This window comes from Tychonema sp. LEGE 06208 (genome assembly GCF_015207505.1).
Lineage (GTDB): Bacteria > Cyanobacteriota > Cyanobacteriia > Cyanobacteriales > Microcoleaceae > Microcoleus.
In genome coordinates this window covers 1-18559 of record NZ_JADEWT010000124.1, presented here as the reverse complement: position 1 = coordinate 18559, position 18559 = coordinate 1, and the positions used below count along the sequence as shown (strand labels likewise).

15 protein-coding genes are annotated in these 18559 nt (G+C 46.8%); 8 read left to right on the top strand and 7 right to left on the bottom strand.

The features are described 5' to 3' along the window. Positions 1-176: 176 nt before the first annotated feature. Both IQ263_RS24110 and IQ263_RS24105 read right to left on the bottom strand, forming a co-directional pair. Entirely contained in the window at positions 177-2690 is a 2514-nt protein-coding gene (locus tag IQ263_RS24110) for an MASE1 domain-containing protein (RefSeq protein ID WP_194070657.1), read from the bottom strand. Positions 2691-3120: 430 nt separating this feature from the next. After that, the gene (locus IQ263_RS24105; protein WP_194070656.1) at positions 3121-4434 is read right to left on the bottom strand and encodes an ABC transporter substrate-binding protein; all 1314 of its coding nucleotides are present in this window, start codon (positions 4432-4434) and stop codon (positions 3121-3123) included. Positions 4435-4724: 290 nt separating this feature from the next. On the opposite strand from IQ263_RS24105, the gene IQ263_RS24100 reads away from it, so the two are divergent. The 5 genes from IQ263_RS24100 (at position 4725) to fmt (ending at position 8270) form a co-directional block, all read left to right on the top strand. Next, complete coding sequence (locus IQ263_RS24100) at positions 4725-5906, top strand: formylglycine-generating enzyme family protein (protein ID WP_194070655.1); 1182 nt, start codon at positions 4725-4727, stop codon at positions 5904-5906. A 232-nt stretch (positions 5907-6138) separates the two neighbouring features. Beyond that, the gene (locus IQ263_RS24095; RefSeq protein ID WP_194070654.1) at positions 6139-6363 is read left to right on the top strand and encodes a hypothetical protein; all 225 of its coding nucleotides are present in this window, start codon (positions 6139-6141) and stop codon (positions 6361-6363) included. After that, positions 6360-6644, top strand: a complete 285-nt coding sequence (locus IQ263_RS24090) for a type II toxin-antitoxin system RelE/ParE family toxin (RefSeq protein WP_106333263.1) — start codon at positions 6360-6362, stop codon at positions 6642-6644. The genes IQ263_RS24095 and IQ263_RS24090 overlap by 4 nt, the downstream gene beginning before the upstream one ends. 209 nt (positions 6645-6853) lie before the next feature. After that, positions 6854-7144, top strand: coding sequence for a DUF2442 domain-containing protein (locus IQ263_RS24085; protein ID WP_228050316.1), 291 nt, complete (start codon positions 6854-6856; stop codon positions 7142-7144). Between the two features lie 115 nt (positions 7145-7259). After that, positions 7260-8270 (top strand): methionyl-tRNA formyltransferase, encoded by a 1011-nt coding sequence (gene fmt, locus IQ263_RS24080; RefSeq protein ID WP_194070653.1) that lies wholly within the window; start codon positions 7260-7262, stop codon positions 8268-8270. Between the two features lie 118 nt (positions 8271-8388). Here the strand turns inward: fmt and sbcD are convergent, their stop codons facing one another. From sbcD to IQ263_RS24065, 3 genes are all read right to left on the bottom strand, one after another. Then, on the bottom strand, positions 8389-9642 hold the full coding sequence (gene sbcD / locus IQ263_RS24075) for an exonuclease subunit SbcD (RefSeq protein WP_194070652.1): 1254 nt from the start codon (positions 9640-9642) through the stop codon (positions 8389-8391). 66 nt (positions 9643-9708) lie between these two features. Beyond that, complete coding sequence (locus IQ263_RS24070; protein ID WP_194070651.1) at positions 9709-10353, bottom strand: SMI1/KNR4 family protein; 645 nt, start codon at positions 10351-10353, stop codon at positions 9709-9711. A 371-nt stretch (positions 10354-10724) separates the two neighbouring features. Next, positions 10725-11999, bottom strand: coding sequence for an ATP-dependent DNA ligase (locus IQ263_RS24065; protein ID WP_194070660.1), 1275 nt, complete (start codon positions 11997-11999; stop codon positions 10725-10727). Positions 12000-12353: 354 nt separating this feature from the next. On the opposite strand from IQ263_RS24065, the gene IQ263_RS24060 reads away from it, so the two are divergent. Further along, positions 12354-12659 (top strand): glutaredoxin family protein, encoded by a 306-nt coding sequence (locus tag IQ263_RS24060; protein WP_194070659.1) that lies wholly within the window; start codon positions 12354-12356, stop codon positions 12657-12659. A 168-nt stretch (positions 12660-12827) separates the two neighbouring features. Next, entirely contained in the window at positions 12828-14330 is a 1503-nt protein-coding gene (locus tag IQ263_RS24055; protein WP_194070650.1) for a UDP-N-acetylmuramoyl-L-alanyl-D-glutamate--2,6-diaminopimelate ligase, read from the top strand. Between the two features lie 251 nt (positions 14331-14581). Here the strand turns inward: IQ263_RS24055 and IQ263_RS24050 are convergent, their stop codons facing one another. Next, a complete protein-coding gene (locus IQ263_RS24050; protein WP_194070649.1) occupies positions 14582-16150 on the bottom strand; it encodes a sensor histidine kinase in 1569 nt (522 codons plus the stop codon). Positions 16151-16421: 271 nt separating this feature from the next. Here IQ263_RS24050 and IQ263_RS24045 point away from each other — a divergent pair, with 271 nt between their 5' ends. After that, complete coding sequence (locus IQ263_RS24045; protein ID WP_194070658.1) at positions 16422-17825, top strand: TldD/PmbA family protein; 1404 nt, start codon at positions 16422-16424, stop codon at positions 17823-17825. 115 nt (positions 17826-17940) lie between these two features. Here IQ263_RS24045 and patX read toward each other — a convergent pair whose 3' ends face one another. Next, positions 17941-18144: a heterocyst-inhibiting protein PatX gene (gene patX, locus IQ263_RS24040; protein ID WP_194070648.1), complete on the bottom strand. Its 204-nt coding sequence runs from the start codon at positions 18142-18144 to the stop codon at positions 17941-17943. Positions 18145-18559 lie beyond the last annotated feature (415 nt).

Here is an 18559-nt window from a genome sequence, read left to right as displayed (position 1 = left end):
GCCCTATGCCCTATGCCCTATGCCCACGGAGGCCTATACCCTATGCCCTATGCCAAATAGTACCTCATAGGAAAGATCGAAAGTCTATAGCAGTTATATCAAATTTTTAGACTGTTTTTTAGCGGGAAACGAAATAATCGATAAATTGCAGAAAAAAATCATCTTGGCAAAAGACTCTATTTATCAGAATTTTCGAGGAATAACGAAGTTTCGTTTATAATAGCTGGCAGCCGAATTATAAAAGTAGAACCTTTCTCTAACTCGCTGAAGGCACTAATGTCTCCGCCCATCATTTCGCAGAATTTCTGAGTAATCGTCAAACCTAAACCAGTGCCGCCGTACCTCTTAGTAGTTGAAGAATCGGCTTGGGTGAAAGGATCGAAGATTTTGGCTAACTGTTCGGAATTCATGCCAATGCCGGTATCTTTGACTGTAAAAACGATCCAATCTTGAGAGGAAGACAATAGAGACGAGCTATTTTCAGTTTTGTCTCCTCTATAGGCTGCCAGTTTTTTGCGTCTCTTGGCAGCTTCGGCGGGGGTTTCGGGGGAGCGGATAACGGCGAAAGTAATGGTGCCGGAGCAAGTAAATTTTGAGGCGTTGCTGAGCAGGTTGAGCAGGGATTGCCGCAGTTTTGTTAAGTCGCTCTGCATGGAGCCAATATCTTCAGGGCATTGTATTTCTAAGATATTACTATTTTTGTCTGCCATCGGGGCGATCGTGGCGATCGCTTCCTTAACTAGATTTAAAATGCTGAAGGTTTCGAGGTGTAAGTCGGTGCGCCCTGCTTCAATTTTAGAGAAGTCGAGAATATCTTTGATCAGCCCTAGCAAGTGCTGGCCGGCGGTGTTAATTTTCTGGAGGTCGTCGATGAACTCTTCGTCTACAGGAATCTCTCGGGCATCTTCTTGCAGGAGCTCGCTGTAGCCGATGATAGCGTTGAGGGGTGTACGCAATTCGTGGCTCATGTTGGCGAGAAAGATGCTTTTCGATCGATTTGCGGCTTCGGCGGCTTCTTTTCCCCGGCGGAATTCTTCGGAACGCAAGCGTTCGGTGATGTCGCTGGTCATGATTAAAACGCACTGAGTGCTGCCGAGGTCGATGAGTTCCGCTGACAGCAGCCAGTCGCGCACTTCCCCGGCTTTGGTGCGAATTTTGATTTCTTGGTTGCCGATCGACTTTTGTGCTTGTAAAATCTTCGTGATGCGATCGTTGTCTTCTGAATTGACCAACATCCCTATGTCGCTGACGGTGCGGCCGATAAGTTCCTGCTGTTCCCAGCCCAAGGATCTCAAAAAGCTTTCGTTGGCATCGAGGAAGCATCCGTCTGTGACGGTGCAGATGCTGATGCCGACTGGGGAGGCGTGAAAGGCTTTGGAAAATCTTTCTTCTGAAGAACGCAGGGCTGCTTCGGCGCGCTTTCTGTCTGTGATGTCTTGGACGGTGCTGGTGATGTACAGGGAGTTGACGGCGGCTTGTTCGCAGACTGTGCGTTGGCTGCCGTCGGGGAGTACGATCCTGTAGTCGATGCTGTAGGACTGTTGTTGAAATAACGCCGCTTCGATCGAGCTTTTGACTAATTCTCTATCTTCGGGGTGCACGTAGGCCAAGAAGGCTTCGAGGCTGGGTTCCAGAGTTCCCGGCACCTTTCCCAGGATGCGGTACATTTCCTCTGACCACCGCAATTGCTGGGTGTTGCGGTGTAAGTCCCAGTTGCCTAGCTGGGCTATGCGCTGGGCGTTGGCGAGGCTGGCTTCGCTGGCGCGGAGGGAGATTTCTGCTTGGCGGCGTTCGGAGACGGTGGCTGCTAAAACTAAGCCTGTGACGGCGATGACGGCGATGAAGGCTTGCAGGGAGAGGAGTGCTTGGGGGATGCTGCTGGAGTGTTTGAGAAAGGGGCCGCTGCCTCGGGCTATGCCCCAGATAGCGAAGCCGCAGAGGAGGAAGTTGGAAATGGCCGTGTAGCGCTGGCCGAATCGAAAGGCTGCCCAAACTACTAGGGGAAATGGTAGGTATTCGAGGGGATAGCGCGCGTAGGCGGCGCGGGTGCGGGAGCAGAAGACGAGCCAGCCGACGGCTACTAGCAGCAGCAGCCAAATCCCTCGTTCTATCATCTGTTTGCGATTGATGGGGACTTTGGGCAATTTGTGCCATGTCAGCAGCAGCGGGGCGATGAGCAAAATTCCCATTGCGTCTCCTACCCACCAAGTCCCCCACATCGTGCCAAAATTGCTCCAGCTAGATAAGCCGGTCAAGCAGACGACGATGCTGCCGATGGTGGAGTTGATTAGGGTAGATGTGAAGGCTGAGAGTCCGACTATTCCTAAAATGTCTTTGAGCCGATCGAGTCTGGCGTTAAAGTTCATGCCCTGCAGCAGATAGGTTCCTGTCCACGCTTGCAGGGTTCTGGCGCAGGCAGAGATCGAGGCGACGGCGATGTTGGCCGACGGTATGCTCATGCTGAACAGGAAGCCTCCGATCGCAATTCCCGGCCACATTTTGGGCCCAAACAGCAGCAGGGCGACTTGGGCAATTCCTGCGGCCGGCCACATGGGGTAGATTTCTGTACTCAGGGTGAGGGTGGAAACTGCCAATTGCGATGTCACATAGTAGATCGAGGCGATCGCGCCTACTGTGAGGAAGTACCGCCAGGAATGTCCTTTGATTGCGTTAAGGAACTTTTTCTGCATTGTCGTTTGGGGAAAAGGTGGACGGTTGTTCGGGTCTCAGTAGGCGGCACGGGATTGGTACTGGGTAGCAAAAATGTTTCTATTAAGTGATGGTAGGTTATGGGTGGTAGGTAAGGAGATAACCTTTTAATATAACTTTTTGTGGAGCCGTTGAGGGTGTGGTTTTTTCTGTGCGGTGTAATTAACATCAAGAGGTGTTGGAAATATCCTTTTTTGCCAATATAAACGCACAGACTAGACTTTTTGCAGATATTTTTTATTCGGTCAATTGCAGATGTTGGGCAGAGCTAGGCAGATCTACGCAGATGATTTCAATGGAGGAAAGCGATTGAGTGTTGTTGCTCATCTATTAATCATAGGGATTCTCAACTAAGTGGAGCGATCGCCAGTTGTTTGACCAATTACTTTTTTCCCATTATCAATCTGTATTTTACTTGGTAATATCTAAGGTTAGTGTCAAACGCTCTTGAGCTTCTTTGAGAGCGTCTTGGGGGTTTTGGCCCAGAAGGGTTGCTTCTATGGCGCGGCCTGCATTTTCTGACAGGCGGGAGTAACCTGAGATGATGGGGCGCGATCGGGCCGAGTTCATTTGTTCTAAAAATACTCGCAAAACAGGGTTTTTTTCCACAAAGCTTTGATAAGCTTTGCTCTGTCTCGATTTTAAGTTAATTGGCAAGTAACCTGTTCCCAAGGCCCAGGCTGTTTGGAATTCTTCGCCGATCGCGTATTCTAAGAATTCTAGGGCGGCTTTCTCGCGTTCTGGGGAGGTTTTCATTAAAAATAGGTTTTCACCCCCAACAACTGCTGCGGGGCGTTTGAGGGCGGGTACGGGCATCACTGCGTAGTCGATCGCGCTTTGCTGCAATTGTGTTATCGTCCAGGGCCCGGTGATTTGCATCGCAACTTTGCCGGCGATGAACTTGTCGAGTTCGTAACCGCGTTCGGGTGCTGACAGTATTGCTGAACCTTCTGTTAATAAGTCGCTCCACAATTCTAAGGCCGCCAGAGCACCGGGATTGTCGATTTGCGGTACGGGAGTTTGAGGTGAGGCGGCCAAGAGTTCGCCGCCGGCGCTGAACATGAATGGCAGCCAAGTAAATACTGTCCATTCTCCTTTGCCTAGGGAGAGCACTATGCCGTGTTGGTCTGGGCGGCCGTCTCCGTTGGTGTCCTTGGTGAGCGATCGGGCTACTTGCTTTAATTGCCCCCAATTCTGCGGCACTTGTTCGATTCCTGCTGCTTTAAATAAACTGGGACGGTAAAATATCGCAGCGTTGTTTGTCGCTAGGGGAACCGACCAAATATGTCCGTCGAGTTCCATTGACTCGAACAATGCCGGATAGATTTCGGCTTTTCGGGGCGATTTGTCCAGCCATGCTTCTAAGGGTTGAATTGCGTTTAGTTCGGCTAATTTTCCGCCAATTGTGGGCACATTCCACAGCAAATCCGGCGGTGCATTTCCTACTATTGCTGTGAGGATTTTTGGCATTTGTTGGTCTGGCTGTCCGATGTAAATTGGTTTTATTTGGATGTGAGGATGTGTTTGGTTGAATTTGTCCGTGAGGGTTTGAAATACGTCGCGATTAGGCGGGGGATTGATGCCGTGCCACAGTGTTAGTTCGATTGTGTCGCTGTTTTTTGAAGTGTTTTGGCAGCCGCTTAATATTAGTAAATTTAAGGTGAGCAAAAGACAGAAAATTAGTTTGAATTGAATTTTAATTGTTTTGAATAATGATAAAATCATTTTTTAGTTGCCTTCAGGGAGAAAAATTTGTTTTTAACCGCAGGTGGACGCGGATGGACGCGGATGGTGAGAGGTAGTTCAACAGTCGATCGTTGACAGTTGACTGATGAGGGCGACTTCTAACTAGAAAGCAGAAGACGATCGCAATCAATAGTTTTCTTTTGATTTTTACCTAACAGGAAGAGGCTTTAAACTAATTCTTTCTGGTGCAATCAAATTTTGAGTAATTCCTGATAATTATTGATTTTTCCACTACAATCGGTACATAGTTATTATTTTGGTGACTCACCATGAATAATGCCCTGCTAGATCCCGGACAGAATAACCCGCAATCTCAACTCAATGATTTTCTGCAATCTTTAGACACCGACACGCTGCAGACTGTGCAACATTCAGATCTAAAATTAACACCAAATCATTTACCGGACTATTCTCAACAGCCTAATTTTATCCAGACTAACCAACCAGACATTGTACCAGATTTATCTCAAGCTGCACGGGCAGAAAGTCACCCAAACCATGACTGGCATCAAACATCAGGCCTAGATGCACATCATCAACAAGTTTGGACAGTCAACTCTTCCTATGCAACAGTTTCTGGGTGCGGTATTCCAGCAGCCGCAGCGGAACCTTTGCGCCGGGAGGCAGAAGCGAGTAAAGGTAAAGAATTTATCTTTGAAATCATCACGGTGGATAAGCATGGGAAACCAACGAATAAGCAGTCGGGGAAAGCTTATCAAAAAGAAGAAGATTTAGGGAATGGAATCAAGCTGGAAATGGTGCATATCCGAGCGGGTAGTTTTATGATGGGTGCACCGTCGGGAGAAGGTGATGATGATGAACGTCCCCAACATAAAGTTACTTTTGCCCAACCATTCTATTTAGGGAAATATCCCATTACTCAAGAACAATGGCAAGCGGTGATGGGAAATAACCCTTCTTATTTTAAAGGTGGGAAACGGCCTGTGGAAAATGTATCGTGGGATGATGCGGTAAGTTTTTGTCAGAAGTTGTCTGAGAAAACAGGAAAAATCTATCGTTTGCCGAATGAGGCCGAGTGGGAATATGCTTGTCGGGCTGGCACAACTACGGCTTTTCACTTTGGGGAAACTATTACTCCAGATTTAGTTAATTGTGACGGCAATAATCCCTACGGTGCTGCGCCGAAAGGATTTTATCGCCAAGAAACAACGCCCGTAGGGAGTTTTGGGCCGAATGCCTTTGGTTTGTACGATATGCACGGGAATATTTGGGAATGGTGCGCCGATCCTTGGCATGATAATTATAACGGTGCACCTTCTGATGGTAGTTCCTGGGAAACCGGCCGAAATGATGACCGAGTGCTGCGTGGAGGTTCGTGGAACCTCAATGCTGTCAATTGCCGTGCTACCTACCGCAGCTACAACTCTGCGGGCCACTCGCAGTGGGACTGGGGTTTTCGGGTTGTTTCTGCGGCTGTGTGGACTCCTTAGCCCTTGACACTTTTACCCTTTTACGATCTACACTTCTTCTCTTTACACTTGGGTCATCGCCTCTGGCGACTCGATTTATTTGCAGAAAATCACGCTCTCTGTGCTAACATTGCTCTATGGAATAATTTCCCATTATTCAAAAAACCTACGATTTAATTAAGGTAATTTAATTAAAGGGATCGCGCTTACCAAATTTAGGCTAAAATAGACTGATTACAACCTCAGCCGAACAATGACTCCCGCTGAAAAAATCTCTCTTTTTCAACAAGCAATAGAAACCGTAGAATCTCTTTCACCAGAAGAGCAAACTATCCTGATCGATATCATTCAAAACCGACTTAAACAACAGCGTCGAGATGAACTGTTACAAGAAGTTGCAGAGTCAGAGCAAGATTATGCACAAGGCAATGTACGTCGTGGTACAGTTGCCGACTTGATGGCGGAGTTGAACGAGTGAAAACCTTAGTCTGGAGTTCAGCCTTTACTCGTACTCTCAAGCGTTTAGTCCGCCAAAACCCGCAATTGCGCTCTCAAATTGAGCAAACATTGCAACAACTTTCGGAAGATCCATTTGCTCCTACTTTGCAGACTCATAAACTCAAAGGAGATTTATCGGATCGATGGTCTTGTTCCATTGACTACAGAAATCGAATTGTGTTTAAATTTGTTCAAAATTCTGAACTAGATGAAGAAGAGATTTTTCTACTGACTCTTGGATCTCACGATGATGTTTACTAATACTAATTTAAAAAATCCTTGCTACAACATTCTTAGTTGAGTTTGTTGACTCAAATATTGTGACTGGTGCGTCGCTCGCTAGATTTTTCGTTGGTTTGGGATAGTATGGATGGCGACAAACCCTACGAATATTGTTGAATTGAGTTTCTTTTCTTGGTATAAGTTTCTGGCTGTCAAGAGATGGCGCGATTAGGTTTCAAAAGACAAGTATGCAAATGCTTAAAGATATTATCTCGGTTAAACCGTTAGAATTCTATCAACTACACCTCAAGTTTGAAGACGATATAGAGGGAGTTGTTGATATCAGTCAACTGATTGAATTCACGGGAATTTTTTCCCCTTTAGAAGACCTGAGTTACTTTGTGCAAGTCAAAATTAATCCAGATTTGGGAACTGTTTACTGGGAAAATGGAGCAGATTTAGACCCAGATGTTCTCTACTCAATTATTACAAATCAGCCAATTGCTACCTATGAAAAAGAATCTGTCAGTCGATTTTAGATTTTAGATTTAGTCCACAGATAAAAATCTTGCTGTCACAACCACGGCCGCTTAAAATGATACTATGAATGAATTGCTAATCATTCAAAAAACCTATGTACTTAACTAAAAATCTATGAAAATTGTTTTTTTTGGTACTCCCGATTTTGCTGTTCCTACTTTATCCAGTTTGCTGAGTCATCCAGAATTTGAGGTGGTGGGTGTGGTGACTCAGCCGGACAAGCGCCGGGGAAGAGGCAATAAGTTGATGCCTTCACCTATTAAAGATGTGGCTTTAAATCACAGTCTCCCAGTTTTCCAGCCGCGCCGAATTAAGAAGGATGCGGAAACTATTGCTATGTTGCGGGAAGCGGAGGCTGATGTTTTTGTGGTGGTGGCTTACGGCCAGATTCTTTCTCAAGAAATTCTCGATATTCCTAGTTTGGCTTGTGTTAATGTTCACGGTTCAATTTTGCCGAAGTATCGCGGGGCGGCACCGATTCAGCGCTGTCTTTTTGATGGGGAAAAGGAGACTGGGATTACTACTATGCTGATGGATGCTGGGATGGATACGGGGGCGATATTTTTGAAGAGTTTTGCTGGGATTTCGCTGTTGGATAATGCTGATTCTTTGGGGGATAGGTTGGCGGATGTTGGGGCGGATTTGTTGGTGGAAACTTTGATAAAATTGAGGGATGGGAAGGTTGATGCTGTTGTTCAAGATGATGCTGAGGCGACTTATGCGCCGATGATTAAAGCGGCGGATTTTGTGCTGGATTGGTCGCAAAGTGCGATCGCCCTTCATAATCAAGTTAGGGGCTTTTTCCCGGATTGTACTACGACTTTTCGCGGTAATTCTTTGAAGGTGATTGCTACTGTGCCACTAGGGCCGGAATATTGGCTGCAATTACCGCCGGAGTTGAGGATTTTGGAACGCGAATGGCCGCTTTTGGATCAGTTGTCGGGCGCAAATGGCGAGGTTGTCAGGGTTGTGAAGGGCTTGGGGGCGATCGTTCAAACTGGCGATGGTTTGCTATTATTGCGAGAGGTACAGTTGGCAGGGAAAAAGGTGCAGTCTGGGGTGGATTTTGCCAACGGGACTCGGTTGATGGCGGGTGAGGTTTTTGGGATGGTTGAAGTTAACTAAATGAGTGGTAGGGAGAAACCGGGTTTCTGCGAATCATTTGGGTTTAGTAATAAAAATATAGGAAGAAACCCGGTTTCTGAGATTGTGTGGTAAGGAGAATTTACCTACCGAATATTACCTAAAATTCGACCAAAACTTCCTCCAAAACTTCCTCTTTTCCGCCCAACAAATCCTGCGCGGCCTCTAACATACTCTCAGAAAAATCTTTCAAATCTTCCCGACTTGCTAAATAAGTTTTCAAAGCTTCTAAAGGTTCTATACTATTATTAGCATTCAATTCTGGCAACCGCGGCCTCGCTAGCTGACTGACTAATTCCGGTTGAATTGTGTAGCTGTGGGCTTCGCTTAAAAGTGCGTGCAATTCTGGGTTATCTATTAAGTCTAATTGTTCCGATCGCAATTGGTAAACTAATCTCACCACAGCATCTTGGATTTGCTTCTTCCCAATGGCTTTAACCAAGTCAGCTTGCGGGTTTTCCGATTCAGACACCTTTACCTTAATCGTCAGAAACACTCGCACGGGTAACGCGCAAAATTCCCACTCAGCTTTCCCTCGTTCCAAATTAATTAACACAAAACCTTTGTCTTCTTTCTCTTCGCTAAAATCAACTCGTTCGATGCTTCCCGGATAAATTACGGGCGGATTGTTGGATAAATTCAAATTTTGGTGTTTGTGAACGTGACCGAGGGCTACGTAGTCGAAACAAGGGCGTGTTAGCATGGAAACGGGTATGTTAAAACCTTTACCAACTGCTAAAAAACGTTCCGCGCCCAGACTGGCTTTATCTGCCATTAAGTGCGCTAATAGTACGGTGGGGATTTCGGGGTTGAGACGGCGAATTTCTCCTTCTAGGGCGATCGTCAGTTTTTCGGTTAATAATTGGTTAACATCGCCCACAGAAAGGCTTTCAGTCTCTGAACGTGTCATTAAGGTCGATCGCGTCAACCAAGGCAGTGTAACCACCTGTACTGCGCCATTGCGGGTCTGTATGAGGTGAGTTTCCAGGCGATCGCCTACAATAAACTTAGGTATTCCCAAAGTCCGGTAAATCCCCAAACTCGCGCCGCCCTGTCCCTGGGAATGTTGGTCGTGATTTCCTACTAGCAAAACCGTCGGAATTTGCGCGTCAACTAAGCGGCTGAATTGCCGCGCAAAAGCCTCTTTTACAAACGGTGGCGGCGTTGAATCCGGGAAAGCATCGCCGCCGAATATAACTAAATCTACGGGTTCAGAAATTGCCCTGTCCATACATTTACTCAAGGTAGCTGCGAAGTCTTCCAGCCGCGTATTTAAGCCGGTTTCTGGATTAACGCGGCCGTGAGAAAAGCCACTTCCCATGTGGATGTCTGAAAGGTGTAAGATTTTAATCATTGTTTTCTTTGTAAGTTGTAATTGAGGTTCGTAGTGAGGAGTGAAGTCCTCACTTTGCCAAGTATTTTATGTTTTTATAGGTGCTAATTCGACGCTGTGTCGATTGGGATTGATGCGTTTATCGATCGCAAAAATTGCCTTTTCTTCCTCCAACCCGATTTCGTGAAACTCTTTAAACAAACATTCTAACTCAATTTTTGCAATAACAGTTTCCAGCCACTTATCAAAGGAATCGCATTCAATGCTTCTCAAAGGTTCGTTTTTGCACTCAAAACTAATAATTTGTCCGGGAGTACCGTCAAAACAACCCTTTGTATCCACAACCCGCAGCCACAAATCATCTACTTTCATAAACGGAATCCATGCTTTGTTCCAATATTCTCCGGGCTGCCATTCTTGAAAATTAACTTGACTCTGGGTGTCCCAAAATTTTTTCTCCTTCACAATAGATGCCAAAGATAAAATACTCCTGCCGTGTTCAAAAGGCAACAGCCACTTATTTTCTGAACTCTCATAAGCCGAACCGTTATACCAGCGATAAAAATCATAAAAAGTTTCGGGAAGCGATTGTTGGTAAAGTTTTTTAAATAAGTCTATTTCCGTTTCAATCGCACCGGAATTTAGCAAATTTTGCGCGTCGGGACAGTAGCGTTTTAAGCTTTGGGCGAAGGTACGAACCAGAGGATTGCGTGGCTGAAAAAGTTGTTTCATACATCATAATATCATGCCGGGGACTTTTTGATAAATTTGGGCGATCGGGCAGCGAAAATCTATACTTGTCAACTCTAATATCAATTCCGTTAGCATCGGAATTATTCATTTCTCTCTGTGTTCTCTGTGTTCTAGTCAGGTTAAATCACCTGACGATGCAACGGTCAACGATATAACTCATCTCCTTGTCTATAAATCCGATTGGGCAAAGTTCCCTCAGCATTGAGTCGAAAACATTCAATTTGGATTTCAGATTGATTGATCGGGATGTAGAAATTGTTTTTGCTGAAAAACATTGATGCGTCTTATTTTCTTCAGTCTGCGGAGGCAGACATCGTTTATATAGAGGCGGTTTCAACCGCCGTCCTATTTTAACAAATTTCTAGAAATCGCGCGTGCCACAATTTGCCGCTTTCCGTCAATCCCTGCGATCGCACTTTAATTTTAACTCCGCGAGGGTTAGCCTCGTATAGTCGGGCAATTTCCTGCATTTCCCCGCTGCTAAAGCCCGTTCCCACTGTTCCTACCCGCAGTAATTTGCCCCCAATTTCTTGCGCGACTTCGATCGCACTAAAGGGCCGCCCCGCAACTTTAGTCGGTGTCAACCCGACAATCAACAACTCGTATTCCTGACAGTATTTAGTCCGCACCATCGGAAACTTTTTAACATCTTTCCCGCCGACATAACAGCAGTTGTGCAAAATCCAAACTTCGCCTTCTCTGTTTTCCGATTCCTGCTGCTGGGCTAGCAAAAGTTTTTCAGAGGCGGTGCGATAAGTCGGTACAATTTCAAATTCTGAAGATAAACTTACCAGCAATTCACCAACTGCAACTCCGGCGGCAATTCGTTCCGATTCTGCCAACCCAGTCAAGTCTTTGCCGTAGGAAAACAAACATTTGAAAATCGCATAAACGGCGGTTGGTTGGGTCGTCGGGAAACCCATTTCAATATTAATTGTAGCAGCTTGTGCGCCCGTGCGGTGTTCGCTGCCGGTACAGCTTGTGTAATACAGTTCGCCGTCTAAAACAAAAGTGCCAATTTGAGCGGCTGTGTCTGTTAATGCGCGATCGATCGCAATTGATGCTTGTTGTCGCAGGTTAGTCGATCGCGATTGATAGTACACTTTATCTAGCGTCGCGATGACAACTACTCGATTGCCGTCCCGTTTTGGCTGTCCCCAATAATCGGGATTTTCGATGTAATAAGAACGTTCCACCGGCGCATCAACCGGCTGCATCGTCACAATCTTTCCCGGCTGCAAATGCGCCGGCAATTCGGGAACAATCGGATTGTTTGCAGTCTCTATTTTGGCAGCAGCTTTTGATTTTGCCGCAGGAGGAGCATTGGTGGTAGACTTGCTTTGAGTGTTGTTAGTCGGCTTTTCTCCAGTTTCCAACTCAAACGCTCTTTTCCAAAATCCCACCGCCATTTCCGGGTATCCTTCCGACTCCGCACACAGTGCAAAACCAATAACTTTTGCCGTACCGATGCCGCGCCCGTAATCAGCCAAATACTGCACCGCCCCCGCTTCACCCATCAAGTGCAATTCCCGCGTGACGATGCGATTGTTCCAACGTTCTCGGATATCGGCGCTAATTTTTTTAGCTGCTTTGCGTTTTGCTTCGGCGTATTCGGTGCAGTCCATACGGCCTCCTTTTTGTAGGGCTACTTCATATACTATACTAAAGCTTGATTTATTAGTCAAGGTTAAGTTGATAATTAGGAGGTGTGAATAAATTTAACTCTTTGATTTGTGAACTAGATTTATTTTTTAACCGCAGAGGCGCAGAGGGCACAGAGAAAGAGAAGAAAGAAAACGATAGGCTTGTAGTGGTGTTTTGATTGTCAATGGCGGTAATCTGTTCGCCGCCAATGCTAAGATAACTTGATCGCACATTGCGAACAATAAAGTCGCGAGTTGTGTCTTGCTCGCCTTGGGTTCGCCAACTTGCGATCGCACCTTCGACAATTTAAGATCGAGTTTAATCTTACTCTAATGATGCGATTGATTTTGTACAGCAAACCCGGATGCCATTTATGCGAAGGGTTGCAAGAAAAACTCGAACAGATTGAAAACCTCAAATTTCAACTCGAAGTCCGAGATATTACCCAACGCGACGATTGGTTTGCAGCTTATCAGTACGAAGTTCCAGTTTTGTTTAAAGTCCACCCCCAGCCAATAAATTCTGCTGTCGAACCTGCATTTTCCTCCGAACAACTGTTACCCCGTCCTTCTCCCCGCTGCACAGTCACCCAATTGGAGCAACTGTTACAGAAATATTGGCAAATCGATGCGTCACAATAATAATAGGATTTATGCAAAAACTCAGGGTTTAATCCTGGTCTCGCGATGCCCGCCCCGCACCCCAAACCATCTCTCTGCTGCCGGTAACGCGCACAGCACAGCCTGCAGACAGCCGCTCAAACAATTGCACCAGTCATATTCAAGACATCCAAGTGAGGAGTTTTTCAGATGAAATTGAGAGAATTATTAGCAGCACTTCCCGGCATTTCCTTTGACACCCAACATCTGGCCCTTGATGCAGAAGTCAAGGGTTTATCGACTAATTCCCACGCTTGTGCGGCGGGAGATTTGTTTTTGGGAATGCCGGGAACTCGCGTAGATGGGGGAGATTTTTGGCAAAGCGCGATCGCCAGCGGTGCAATTGCTGCCATAATTTCCACCCCAGCAGCCGAGAAAACACCCTCCCAAGACGGGGGTACTTGTGTCATCGCAGCAGCCGATATGTCTCAAGTTTGCGGTCAAATAGCCACCGCATTTTACGGGAATCCAGCTAACAAATTAAAACTTGTCGGCGTTACGGGTACCAACGGCAAAACTACCACAACTCATTTAATCGAGTTTTTGCTCAATCAAATGCAGTTGTCTACCGCGATTTTCGGCACGCTTTACACTCGCTGGCCCGGTTTCCAACAAACTGCACTTTACACCACACCTTTTGCGGTTGACCTGCAAAAACAACTAGCAGAAGCTGCCGCCGCTGGATGCAAATACGGGGTGATGGAAGTCAGTTCCCACGCTTTAGCGCAGCAGCGGGTTTTGGGCTGCACTTTTGAAGTTGCTGTGTTTACAAACTTGACTCAAGACCATCTCGATTATCACCGCGATATGGAAGATTATTTTGAGGCAAAGTCTCTGTTGTTCGGTTCCGATTATCTCAAGAATCGCGCTGTAATTAATATTGACGATGCCTACGGACGGCGGATTGTTGAAAGTTTAAAATCGGAGAAAGTTTGGAGTTACAGCACAACCGACAAAACGGCTGATTTGTATGCTTCAGATTTACAGTATCAGCCCGACGGAGTTAAGGGAATGCTGCACACTCCCAAGGGCGAAACTCCTTTTGTTTTGCCTTTAGTCGGTCAGTTCAATTTATCAAATATGTTGGCTGCTGTCGGCGCTGTTTTAGAATTGGGTTTAGATTTGTCCGCAATTGTGGAGAAATTATCTCAGTTTTCGGGAGTTCCGGGACGGATGGAACGGGTACAAATTAGTCCCGACCAAGATATTAGCGTGATTGTCGATTACGCGCACACTCCTGACAGTTTGGAGAACTTGTTGAAGGCTTCGCGACCGTTTATTCCGGGGCGGATGATTTGCGTGTTTGGTTGCGGTGGCGATCGCGATCGCACGAAACGCCCGATCATGGGTAAAATCGCGGCAGAATTGGCCGATGTCGCCGTTGTTACTTCCGACAATCCGCGTACCGAAAATCCCGATCGCATTTTGGAAGATGTTCTCGCAGGTATCCCCGCCACCGTAAAGCCCGTCGTCATGGGCGATCGCGCGGCAGCAATTCGCACTGCTATTATGGACGCTAAACCCGGAGATGGCGTGCTAATTGCCGGAAAAGGACACGAAGATTATCAGATTTTGGGCACCGAAAAAGTCCATTTTGACGATCGAGAACAAGCGCGAGATGCCTTGAAAGCCAGAATGAATTCGGTTAAATGAATTCGGTTAACAGTTAACAGTTAACAGTTAACTGTTAACTGTTAGCTGTTCGTGGGCTGTGAAATTTGTTGTATTTTTAAGTATTGATAGGACGATAGAATCTGATTGGCACTAGATTATATCTGATTAATCCTGAGACTAAACAACTCAAACTCATTGACTGTTGTATTTCTGCACTGGGAGAAGGAACGGAGTTTGTCATTGAGATTTTCATTGATTAAAACTAATGACTAATGACTAATGACTAAGCACTATTGCAGCGGCAAAAATACGGTCATTACATCGCCTTTTTGCGGCCGCTGGCGTATTACTAATTTCCCGCCCGCTGCTCGAAATAAATTCTTAGTGACGCTCAAATTTAAACTCAAACTTCCAGTCTCCGGCTGCACCATTAACAAAGGCCCGATCGATCGCAAAGGAGTATTCGCTGAAGCTGCAAAAGTCGATGCGCCATTACCTTCAGGTAGGTGCTCCGATTCTAACTGCAATTTTAACTGATCGCCCGCCAAAGTCACTTCTACCTGAATGCGACTCCCCGAGGGCAAAGTTCGAGTAAAATTCTCAATCAAATTAGTTAAAACCTGATCCAACATTGTCGGATCGCTGACTACGGCCGGCAATTTTTGGGGCACAATAATTTCTAAAGTGTGGTTGCGCTGAATTGCTTGTTTTTGCCAGCGGGGAATGCTATTTTGCAGCACTTCACCGAGGGACATTGCTGTTAGCTGCATCCCAGAATTTTTAGCTTGCGACATTTCCAATTCCACGGCGCGGAAAATTAAACTGAAGCGATCGATCTGAGCGGTGCACTCAGCATCAATCATTTCCAAACGCTTCACCACCACCGGTTCGAGTTTGGGACGTTTCAGCAGCAGCCGAGTCAGGGTGCGAATGGTGGCCAAAGGAGTGCGGACTTCGTGGGCGATCGCCTGTAGCAATTCCACTTCTTTGGTAGCATGAGACAGATGAGACTTGCAATTGATATTTTCCCGCCCTTTCAAGCTATCATCAACTCTTTCGTTTTTTCCCCTCGCTACTTCGTCTTTGCCAAGGGGCAAATTATGCAGAAGCAAGCGGGTGAACTGCGCGACTGTTTGATAGTTTGGAACTACAGGCAAAAACTGCTGGAATTGCGCGTCTAATTTCGTAGAATTATGAGTTAATTGGCTGACTGGCAAATTGATACCGCCGTCAGAATTGGCAAGCAAACAATCGCTTTCAGTCACCCTGCGCCGCAAAACTTCCCAAGCTTTGGCGGCGATTTGCGGGTCGAAAGAAAATAGAAAAGCCGGAATTCCCGCCGAATTTTCACCCAAAACCATCACCAGACTAAAAGTAGCAGTTAAAACCAAACAAAACTGCTCGTTTGCTAAAGGATCGCCGATCGCCAAAGCTAAAGCCGGGGCCGCCTCCGGTACAGATCTTTGCTGCTGGGCCGCCGGTAGCAAAGCTAAAGTTTGTCTAGCACGAAAAGACCACAAACCTGCATCGTTGTCGGGAATACTGGTAAAAATCCAATTAGCAAAACCGGAAACGACAGCGGGCTCTGTCAAAACCGAAGACGGCCCGGACAAAACCAATCCCTGACAAGAATTGGGATTTGGGGAGAGACAGTGTTTTTGTTGTTGGGCGAGCATTTGATTCAAAGTTGCGATCGCCCCGTACCATTCCCGCTCAGCCTTCTGTCTAGCAGCCGCACGACTCCCAGGACACTTCGGGCGGCCGTTTTGGGCGATCGACCTCGGAGAGGGACTGAGGTCATTTTCAGAGCCTTCGGAGGCTAAAATTTCGCTGATTGTTGGTAGAAAGTAAGTATTCACAGTAGTTATAAGCCCACCTTCACAGACGTGAAGAATGAAGTATTTATTTATAGGAATGTTTAGGAGCGAGAATTTAAGCAGCAGTAGGACGGAAACAACCAGCCTAATTTCTTGCGTCTTGCCCCTAACCCACAGGATATCTATATTTGTCAACTAACGATATTGGCAGAACCGTACCAATAAGTCGCAATCTCCGCGCTTCCGGCGATATTTTGGACGATCGCCCTAACAAAAGTGCAAAATGGATGCAGTCAAACACCCTGCTTTCCTTATGCCCACCTCGATCGCCGACTCCAAAAATCTGCTGTCAGACTTAATGGCACGCTACCGCACCCAAGTAGATTATCTAGCAATTCGACTCGAAGAAGCCGAAGGAACCGACATCCTGCTGCGGGGCGAAAAAATTGAAACCCTCAGCGAAGGAATCTCCATAGGAGGCCAAGTCCGAGCTTGTCACAAAGGCGGCTGGGGCTTTGCCAGTTTTAACCGACTTTCCACCCTCGCCGAAAGAATCGAAGAAGCCATCGCCGCGGCCAAACTGATCGGCGAAGAAGAAACAATTCTCGCGCCAGTAACGCCCGTACAGGACATTTGCTTCCTGCCGCTGACAGGAACAGACCCCCGCCTGGTGCCCTTAATTGACAAAAAACAATTGTGCGATCGCTACGCAGCCATTTTACGCAGCATAGACCCCCGCATCGCCACCATCTCCGTGCGCTACGGCGACAGCACCCAGCGCATCATCCTCGCCACCTCCGAAGGCACCATGCTCGAACAAGGTTGGGCAGACATGGAAATGCGCTTTGCCGCCACAGCCCGCAGCGGGGAAACCGTACAAACCGGCCGGGAAACCACCGGTTCCCGCAAAGCTTACGAAGATTTAATGGAACTTGAAACCCAAGTTCGCAGCGCCGCCCAGCGCGCCGTAGATTCCCTAGCCTTACCCCCCGTCCAAGGCAACAGCTACACCGTCGTCATCGACCCAATTTTGACCGGATTGTTCGTCCACGAAGCCTTCGGACACCTTTCCGAAGCCGACATGGCCTACGAAAACCCCGATATTTTGGAAGTGATGACCCTCGGCCGCCAGTTCGGCCCGAAAAACTTGCAAATTTTCGACGGTGCTGCGCCGGAGGGACACCGAGGCAGCTATTACTACGACGATGAAGGCACTCCGGCGACTACTACTCAGTTAATTAAAGACGGCGCATTAGTCGGGCGGCTGCACTCGCGGGAAACAGCGGGTAAGTTGGGAGAAACGCCTACCGGTAATGCTCGCTGTTTGAATTATCATTATCCGCCGATCGTCCGCATGACTAATACTTGGATCGAAAGAGGCGATACGCCGGTGCCGGACTTATTTTCTGGGATCGAAGAAGGAGTTTATGCACGCAATTGGCAGGGCGGGATGACTAACGGCGAAATGTTTACTTTCAGTGCTGGGGAAGCTTGGATGATCCGATCCGGAAAACTCGACAATCCGGTGCGGGATGTGACTCTTTCGGGTAATGTTTTCAGCACTTTAGCCGATATTGAGGCGATCGGCGACGATTTTTACTGGGATGAATCCGGCGGCTGCGGTAAAGGAGGACAAAGCGGTTTACCCGTGGGCTGCGGCGGCCCGAGTTTGCGGATTCGCGACGTGGTTGTGGGCGGCGAAGCTGCCCCAGAGTAAAGCATCAAAATAAAAAATCAAGGTAAAGCCGAAGATTCCTACTCGCGCTTTACCTTGATTGTTGTTACCTGCCGTCCGATTTTCTTTTGGGCAAATACATCCTTTTTTTGACGGTTTATCTGCCGCTGCCTCGCTCGGGCAAGGTATCTTTATCGGTATCGGCGCGAAAGTTGTGAGTGTTCGCTTGATGGGTGATAATTTCCGAAGCAGAGTTGTCTTGAGAGAAAAAGCTCGATCGAGCTTCTAAGCTTTGAGCCTTAACTGCAGTGGCGCTCAGTAACAGGCTTGACATGAGAATGGAAGAGTAAACGCGCATCATAAAATTGGGTGTTTGTATTTTCCACTTCTTGATACGCAGCCTCTACTCTGATATCAGGGTAAAATTTGGAATTGCGACGAAATCATCAGTTAGTAATTGACAGCACCTGCGATTTTTTTGAGTTTTCCTCAAAAGGGGGTAAAGCCCCTCATTCAACTCGCTGATGCGCTCGTAAGTTCGAGTTTTCGCCCAATTGCTCGATCGCAAAATTATTCAACCTGTGTTTTTTTTTGAAATCCTCTTAAAACAAGCAAGCAAACAAACACCGTAAGTTGTAATTTTTTATTAATATTCCGATTAAATTCATAATTTATTGATAAAGCATTTTTCGGCAACAATGGGTCACGATTGATCATCGGTAAGCTGTTGCTCATATATATTGTGTATGGCGATTGAGGGTCCGATGGGGATCAGG